Source organism: Mesorhizobium sp. Cs1321R2N1 (assembly GCF_037179725.1).
GTDB classification, from domain to species: domain Bacteria; phylum Pseudomonadota; class Alphaproteobacteria; order Rhizobiales; family Rhizobiaceae; genus Mesorhizobium; species Mesorhizobium salmacidum.
Genome location: NZ_JAPYKP010000214.1, coordinates 1 through 6,945 on the forward strand (window position 1 = coordinate 1; position 6,945 = coordinate 6,945).

Here is a 6,945-nt window from a genome sequence, read left to right on the forward strand (position 1 = left end):
GCTGCGCCCGAAATCCGCCAAACGCCGCAAAGGCGCGGCTCCCAAACCCCGAAAAGCCTCCAAAGCAACGAAAATGGCCGCCCTCAATCCTCACAACACGCCTCCCGCAATATTGCGCAACAGGCCCTCAAGGGGGGAGATTGGCAGTTTTGACTTCAGCGCCTCTTCTTCGGCGGTGAAGATTGGCGAGGCGATCGCGACATCCGATCTCCCCCCTTGAGGGGGAGATGCCCGGCAGGGCAGAGGGGGGCGCTGTCCCGCCGACTTCGGGAAGTTCAGGCCTCTCAAACCACAAAGAAATCCTGCCAGAAAATACCACATACGGTACTTTTGTTCGCGATACGAATTTTGTTGCATCTTGAGGGCCGCCGCGATGGTCAAGTTCCTGCCGCTCAAACAGGCCGTGGCCGAGAACCTCGGCAATGGCGACACGGTTGCCTTCGAAGGCTTCACCCATCTGATCCCGACGGCGGCGGCGCACGAGGCGATCCGCCAGGGCTTTCGCGACCTGACCCTGATCCGCATGACGCCCGACCTGATCTACGACCAGATGATCGGCATGGGCATGGCGAGGAAGATCGTCTTCTCCTATGTCGGCAACCCCGGCGTCGGCCTGCTGCGGCGCGCCCGCGATGCGATCGAGAACGGTTTTCCTCGGGCGATCGAAATCGAGGAGCATAGCCACGCCGGGATGGCCAACGCCTATGAAGCGGGTGCGGCCGGACTGCCCTGTGCCGTCTTTCGCGGCTATCGCGGCACGGGGCTGGCTGACGTCAATCCCAACATCAGGTCGGTCACCTGTCCGTTCACCGGCGAGGTGCTGGCGGCGGTCCCTTCGATCCGGCCCGACGTCACCTTCATCCATGCGCAGAAGGCCGACAGGAAAGGCAATGTGCTGGTCGAAGGCATCATCGGCATCCAGAAGGAAGCCGTGCTGGCGGCCAAACGCGCCGTGGTCACGGTGGAGGAAGTCGTCGACAATTTCGACGACCTGCACCCCAATTTGACCGTGCTGCCGCGCTGGACGATTTCGGCGATCTCGGTCGTGCCCGGCGGCTCGCATCCGTCCTATGCGCACGGCTACTATGTCAGGGACAATGCTGCCTAACTCGAATGGGATGAGATCGCGGCTGACCGCGAAAAATTCCAGGCGTGGATGCAGGCGAACGTCATCGAAAGAACCGCCGACGATTTCGCGGCCCGCGTCGAACATCTGAGGAAAGCGGCATGAGCCAGCTCGCCTTTACCCCCAACGAGATGATGACGATCGCCGCCAGCCGTGCGTTGAAGAACGACGATGTCTGTTTCGTCGGCATCGGCGCACCGTCGGCCGCCTGCAACGTCGCGCGTCTGACGCATGCGCCTGACATAACGCTGATCTATGAGAGCGGCACGATCGGCACCGCGCCCAACGTGCTGCCGCTGTCGATCGGCGATGGCGAATTGTGCGAGACCGCGGTTACCACCGTCGCGGTGCCGGAGATGTTCCGCTACTGGCTGCAGGGTGGCCGGATCTCGATCGGCTTCCTCGGCGCGGCACAGCTCGACAAGTTCGGCAACATCAACACCACCGTCATCGGCGACTATTTCCGTCCCAAGACCAGGCTGCCCGGCGGCGGCGGCGCGCCGGAGATCGCAACATCGTCGAAGGAGATCTACATCACCATGGCGCAGACCAAGCGCGGCATGGTCGAAAAAATCGACTTCTTCACCTCCTTTGGCCATGGCGAAGGCGGCGACCACCGCCAGCGGCTTGGCATCGACACATCAGGCCCGACATTGCTGATCACCGATCTCTCCGTCTGGAAGCCGGATCCGGTGACCAAGGAATTCACTGTCGTTTCGCTGCATCCCGGGGTCACTCGTAAGCAGGTGCAGGAGAGCTGTGGCTGGGTGGTTAAGTTCGCCGAGGCGCTTGACGAAACACCGCCGCCAAGCGAACTCGAACTGAAGACATTGCGCGACCTGCAGGCCCGCACCAAGGCGGCGCATGAAGGAACCGGAAAAGGGAAGGCTGCCTGACATGGCCGAGGCCTATATCTGCGACTACATCCGCACGCCGATCGGCCGCTTCGGCGGTTCGCTGTCTTCGGTGCGTGCCGACGACCTCGCCGCCATCCCGCTGAAGGCTTTGCTTGCGCGCAATCCCGGGATCGATTGGCAGGCGGTCGACGACGTTGTCTATGGCTGCGCCAACCAGGCCGGCGAGGACAACCGCAACGTCGCGCGAATGGCGCTGCTTTTGGCAGGACTGCCGCAGGAAATCCCTGGCTCGACCGTCAACCGGCTGTGCGGCTCAGGCATGGACGCGCTGACCATCGCCGCGCGTGCCGTCAAGGCCGGCGAAGCGGAACTGATGATTGCGGGCGGGGTGGAATCGATGAGCCGTGCGCCCTTCGTCATGCCCAAGGCCGACACCGCGTTTTCGCGCAATGCCGAGATTTACGACACCACCATCGGCTGGCGCTTCGTCAACCCGCTGATGAAGAAGCAGTATGGCGTCGATTCCATGCCGGAAACCGGCGAGAATGTGGCGGAAGACTTCGCTGTTTCCCGCGCGGACCAGGATGCCTTTGCCGTGCGCAGCCAGGACAAGGCGGTCGCGGCCCAAGTCAATGGCCGGCTGTCGAAGGAGATCACCCCGGTGACGATCCCGCAGCGCAAGGGCGATCCGGTCGGGGTCTCGAAGGATGAACATCCCCGCGCTGGCACCACGGTCGAGACGTTGGCCAAATTGCCGACGCCGTTCCGGCAAGGCGGCACGGTGACGGCGGGCAATGCCTCCGGCGTCAATGACGGCGCGGCGGCACTGATCGTTGCCTCGGAAGCGGCTGTCAGGAAATACGGGCTGACGCCGATCGCCCGTTTCCTTGGTGGGGCCGCCGCCGGGGTCGCGCCCCGCATCATGGGCATCGGCCCGGCGCCGGCGACGCAGAAGCTGTGCTCGCGGCTGGGCCTGACGCCAAAACAGTTCGATGTCATCGAACTCAACGAAGCCTTCGCCTCGCAAGGCATCGCCGTGCTGCGCCAGCTCGGCATTGCCGAGGATGCGCCGCACGTCAACCCGAATGGCGGCGCCATCGCACTCGGCCATCCCCTGGGCATGTCGGGCGCCCGCATCTCAGGGACGGCCGCACTTGAGCTGCGCGAACGCGGTGGCCGCTACGCGCTGGCCACCATGTGCATCGGCGTCGGCCAAGGCATTGCCGTCGCGCTCGAACGGGCCTGATCGTCGGTTCTCGGCTCCACAAGGCCATGGTCAGATTCGGCGCTCCGCCAAATTTGACCATGTGGACAAAAGTGCTGACCCGTTCCATAGTTCCCCGTCTGATTTTTGGAACAGCCGGCTCGACACGGCTGTCGAACAGAGGGGCACTTCAATGGAAAACCGGAAGAACAAATCCCATTCGATGCGCGAAGGGCTGTCGCGGCGCAGCGTGCTGGAGCTGGGCGCTCTTGGCCTGGCGGCGGCGATGCTGCCTGGTGCGGCCTTCGCGGCGGGCAAAAAACTGAAGGTGGCGGCGATCTTCGCCACGCCGATCGAGGAGCCTTGGGACAACCAGATCCACGTCGCCTTGCAGAAGGCCGAGAAGGAACTCGGTATCGAATACAAATGGTCCGAGAAGGTGCAGACCGCCGACTTCAGCCGCGTCATGCGCGAATATGCGCAAGGCGGCTACCAGCTGGTGCTGGGCGATGCCTTCGCCGCCGAGCGGGAATCGCGCCGCACCGCCACGCAGTTCCCGAAGACCGCCTGGCTGTTCGGCTCGGGCGCCGGGCCGGCCGAGCCGAATTTCGGCGTGTTCGACAACTGGATCCATGAGCCGGCTTATCTCTCGGGCATGATCGCCGGCAAGATGTCGAAGTCGGGCACGGTCGGCGCGGTGGCGGCGATGGGCATTCCGGAAGTGAACCGGCTGGTCAACGCCTTCTTCGCCGGGGCCAAGGAGGTCAATCCGAACGTCAAGAAGAAGGTCGCCTTCATCGGCTCCTTCTTCGACCCGCCGAAGGCCAAGGAGGCTGCGGTGGCGCAGATCGATGCCGGCGTCGACGTCATCTACGCCGAGCGCTTCGGCGTCATCGAGGCGGCGGTGGAGAAGAAGATCTTCGCCATCTCCAACATGTCCGACCAGTCGAGCCTCGGCCCCGACACGGTCATCACCGGCCCGGTCTGGGATATGTATCCGACGGTCGAGCAAGCGATCAAGCTGGTCAAGGCCGGCGTCTACACGGCGCAGGATTACGGCGATTTCTCGCGCATGGCCAAGGGCGGCTCGTATCTGGCGCCCTTTCACAAGTTCGACAAGACGTTGCCCGCCGAGGTCAAGGATCTGGTCGAGAAGAAGAAGGCCGAGATCCTGGAAGGCAATTTCCGGGTGGATGTGGACGAGAACACGCCGGTTTCGGATTGAGGGTTGGTTCGAGGGGTGGTGCGTGGCGCCCCCCCTCGTCCGGCAGGCCTGACGGGGGGTGCAGCGCATCCCTGTCAATCAAAGCTGCCATGGTAAGCCAATTCCTCTCAGGAGCGCCCTTGTCCGCCCCCCTCATCGAAATGCGCGGCATCACCAAGAGCTTCGGCGCCGTCAAGGCGAACGAGGCCGTGGATCTCAGCGTGGCGCCGGGCGAAATCCTCGGTCTGCTCGGCGAGAACGGCGCCGGCAAGACGACGCTGATGAACGTGCTGTTCGGCGCTTACGCGCCGGATGCCGGCGAGATCCTGATCCAGGGCCGGCCGGTACGGATCACGAGCTCGGCCGATGCGCTAGCCGCCGGCATCGGCATGGTGCACCAGCATTTCCATCTGGCGCCACGGCTGACGGTGCTGGAAAACCTGCTCATCGGTATTCCGGGCAAGTCGGGGCGGATCGATCGCGCCGGCGGGCTGGCCCGGCTTGCTGAAATCAGCAGCCAGCACGGGCTGACGCTTGATCCCGATCTGCCGGTCTCGGCGCTGTCGGTCGGCGAGCAGCAGCGGCTGGAAATCGTCAAGGCGCTGTTTCGCGGCGCCAGGCTCTTGATCCTCGACGAACCGACTGCGGTGCTGGCGCCGAGCGAGGTCGACGGTTTGTTTTCGGCGTTGCGGTCGATGGCGGCGCAAGGGCTCGGCATCATATTCATCTCGCACAAGCTCAATGAGGTGCGGGCGCTGACGCATCGCTGCACCGTGCTGCGGCATGGCCGCGTCGCCGGCCGTGTCGACGATCCGGCCAACACGACGTCGGCCGCGATGGCGCAATTGATGTGCGGCCATGAAATCGTGCCGCCGGCGAGGGGGCCGTCGGTGCCCGGCGCCGATGTGCTGACGCTCGATGGCATTTCAACCTCGCGGCATTCCGGCACGGCGCTGCGCGATGTGTCGCTTGCGGTTCGTGCCGGCGAAATCCTCGGCATTGCCGGCGTCTCCGGCAATGGCCAGCGGGCACTGGCGGAGGTCATCTCGGGCGTGCGCGCGCCCGATGCCGGCCGGATGACCGTCGCCGGCCAGATCGTATCGCGGTTCTCGCCGTGCGAGGTGCAGGCGCTGGGCCTTGGCCGCATCCCGGAAGATCGCATGACGACTGGGCTGGTCACCAATCTGCCGCTTGCCGATTCCATGGTGCTGCCGCGCATCGGCACATCGGCCTTCTCCGCCAGGGGGCTGCTCAAGCCGGATGCGATCCGCGCTTTCGCCGAAGAACAGATCAAGGCCTATGATATCAGATGTCCCGGGCCGATGACGCGCGCCGGCGCGCTGTCCGGCGGCAATCTGCAGAAGGCGCTGCTGGCGCGCGAGCTTGCCTTCGACCCAAAGGTGCTGATCGTGTCGCAGCCGACGCGCGGCCTCGACATTGGCGCCGCCCGTTTCATCCATGAGAAATTTCTCGACATGCGCGCCAAGGGTTGCGGCATCATCGTCATCGGCGAGGATCTGGAAGAACTGCTGGTGCTCTGCGACCGCATTGCGGTGATGTATGAAGGCCGCATCGCCGGCACGCTGGACAGCGCCGACGCGACCGTCGCGCAGCTCGGCCTGCTGATGACCGGCGCGGAGGGGCACGGCTGATGTTCCGCCTCGAAGTCCGCACCTCGACACCCGCCTGGTTCAACCTTGCCTTGCCGCTGCTGGCGATCGCCGCCACGCTTGTCCTATGCAGCGGCCTGATCGCGCTGGCCGGCGCGGGCGTGCTCGAATCCTACGGGGTTATGTTCACCGCTTCGCTCGGCGACAGTTATGCCATCACCGAAACGCTGGTGCGCGCCGCACCGATGATCTTCACCGGGCTGGCGGTGGCTGTCGCCTTCCGCGCCAAATTCTGGAACATCGGCGCCGAGGGGCAATTGCTGGCCGGTGCGGTGGCGAGCTGTTTTGTTGGCGCCATCCCCATGCCGGGGCCGCTCGCCATGCTGCTGATGGCGCTGGCGGGCGCGGCCGCGGGCGCCGCGGTCGCGCTGGTGCCGGCGACGCTGCGCGTAAAATTCAAGGTCGATGATGTGGTGAGCTCCCTGTTGCTCAACTCGGTCATCTACTACGCCTTGATGGCGCTGATCGAAGGGCCGTGGAAGGATAGCTTCAGCGGCTACCCGATTTCGCCGCCGATCGAGGATTCGGCGAACTTTCCGGTGTTGATCGAAGGCACGCGACTGCATCTCGGTGTCGTCGCGGCGCTGGTCGCGGCCCCGTTGATCTGGTTCCTGATCGTGCGCACGACGCTCGGCTTCCGGATCAGGATTACCGGCGAAAACCCGGAAGCGGCCAGATATGGCGGCATCCATGTCGAGCGAGTGCTGATCTCGACGGCGCTGCTGTCGGGCGCGCTGGCCGGTCTTGCCGGCGTCGGCGAGGTCGGCGGCGTGCACTTCCAGGTGATGAGCGACATCTCGCCGGGCTACGGCTATTCCGGCATCGTCGTCGCCATGCTGGCGCGGCTCAACCCGCTCGGCGTCGTGCCTGCGGCGATTTTTCTG

Annotated in this window: 6 protein-coding genes and 1 pseudogene; all 7 read left to right on the forward strand. The window is 64.7% G+C overall.

Annotation, left to right across the window (positions count from 1 at the left end):
• Positions 1 to 220: hypothetical protein (locus O7A61_RS30180; protein WP_337132859.1), on the forward strand; the 220-nt coding region annotated here is incomplete at its 5' end.
• Between the two features lie 153 nt (positions 221 to 373).
• Positions 374 to 1,231, forward strand: a pseudogene (locus O7A61_RS30185) (CoA transferase subunit A).
• Positions 1,228 to 2,022 (forward strand): CoA-transferase subunit beta, encoded by a 795-nt coding sequence (locus tag O7A61_RS30190; RefSeq protein WP_337132860.1) that lies wholly within the window; start codon positions 1,228 to 1,230, stop codon positions 2,020 to 2,022. Before O7A61_RS30185 ends, O7A61_RS30190 begins: the two are co-directional and overlap by 4 nt.
• Before the next feature lies 1 nt (position 2,023).
• Positions 2,024 to 3,229, forward strand: coding sequence for a 3-oxoadipyl-CoA thiolase (gene pcaF / locus O7A61_RS30195; protein ID WP_337132865.1), 1,206 nt, complete (start codon positions 2,024 to 2,026; stop codon positions 3,227 to 3,229).
• A gap of 151 nt (positions 3,230 to 3,380) precedes the next feature.
• Complete coding sequence (locus tag O7A61_RS30200) at positions 3,381 to 4,412, forward strand: BMP family protein (RefSeq protein WP_337132861.1); 1,032 nt, start codon at positions 3,381 to 3,383, stop codon at positions 4,410 to 4,412.
• A 119-nt stretch (positions 4,413 to 4,531) separates the two neighbouring features.
• Positions 4,532 to 6,043 (forward strand): ABC transporter ATP-binding protein, encoded by a 1,512-nt coding sequence (locus O7A61_RS30205; RefSeq protein WP_337132862.1) that lies wholly within the window; start codon positions 4,532 to 4,534, stop codon positions 6,041 to 6,043.
• Positions 6,043 to 6,945, forward strand: a 903-nt coding sequence (locus tag O7A61_RS30210; protein ID WP_337132864.1) for an ABC transporter permease, incomplete at its 3' end; no start/stop codon positions are given. The genes O7A61_RS30205 and O7A61_RS30210, both read left to right, overlap by 1 nt.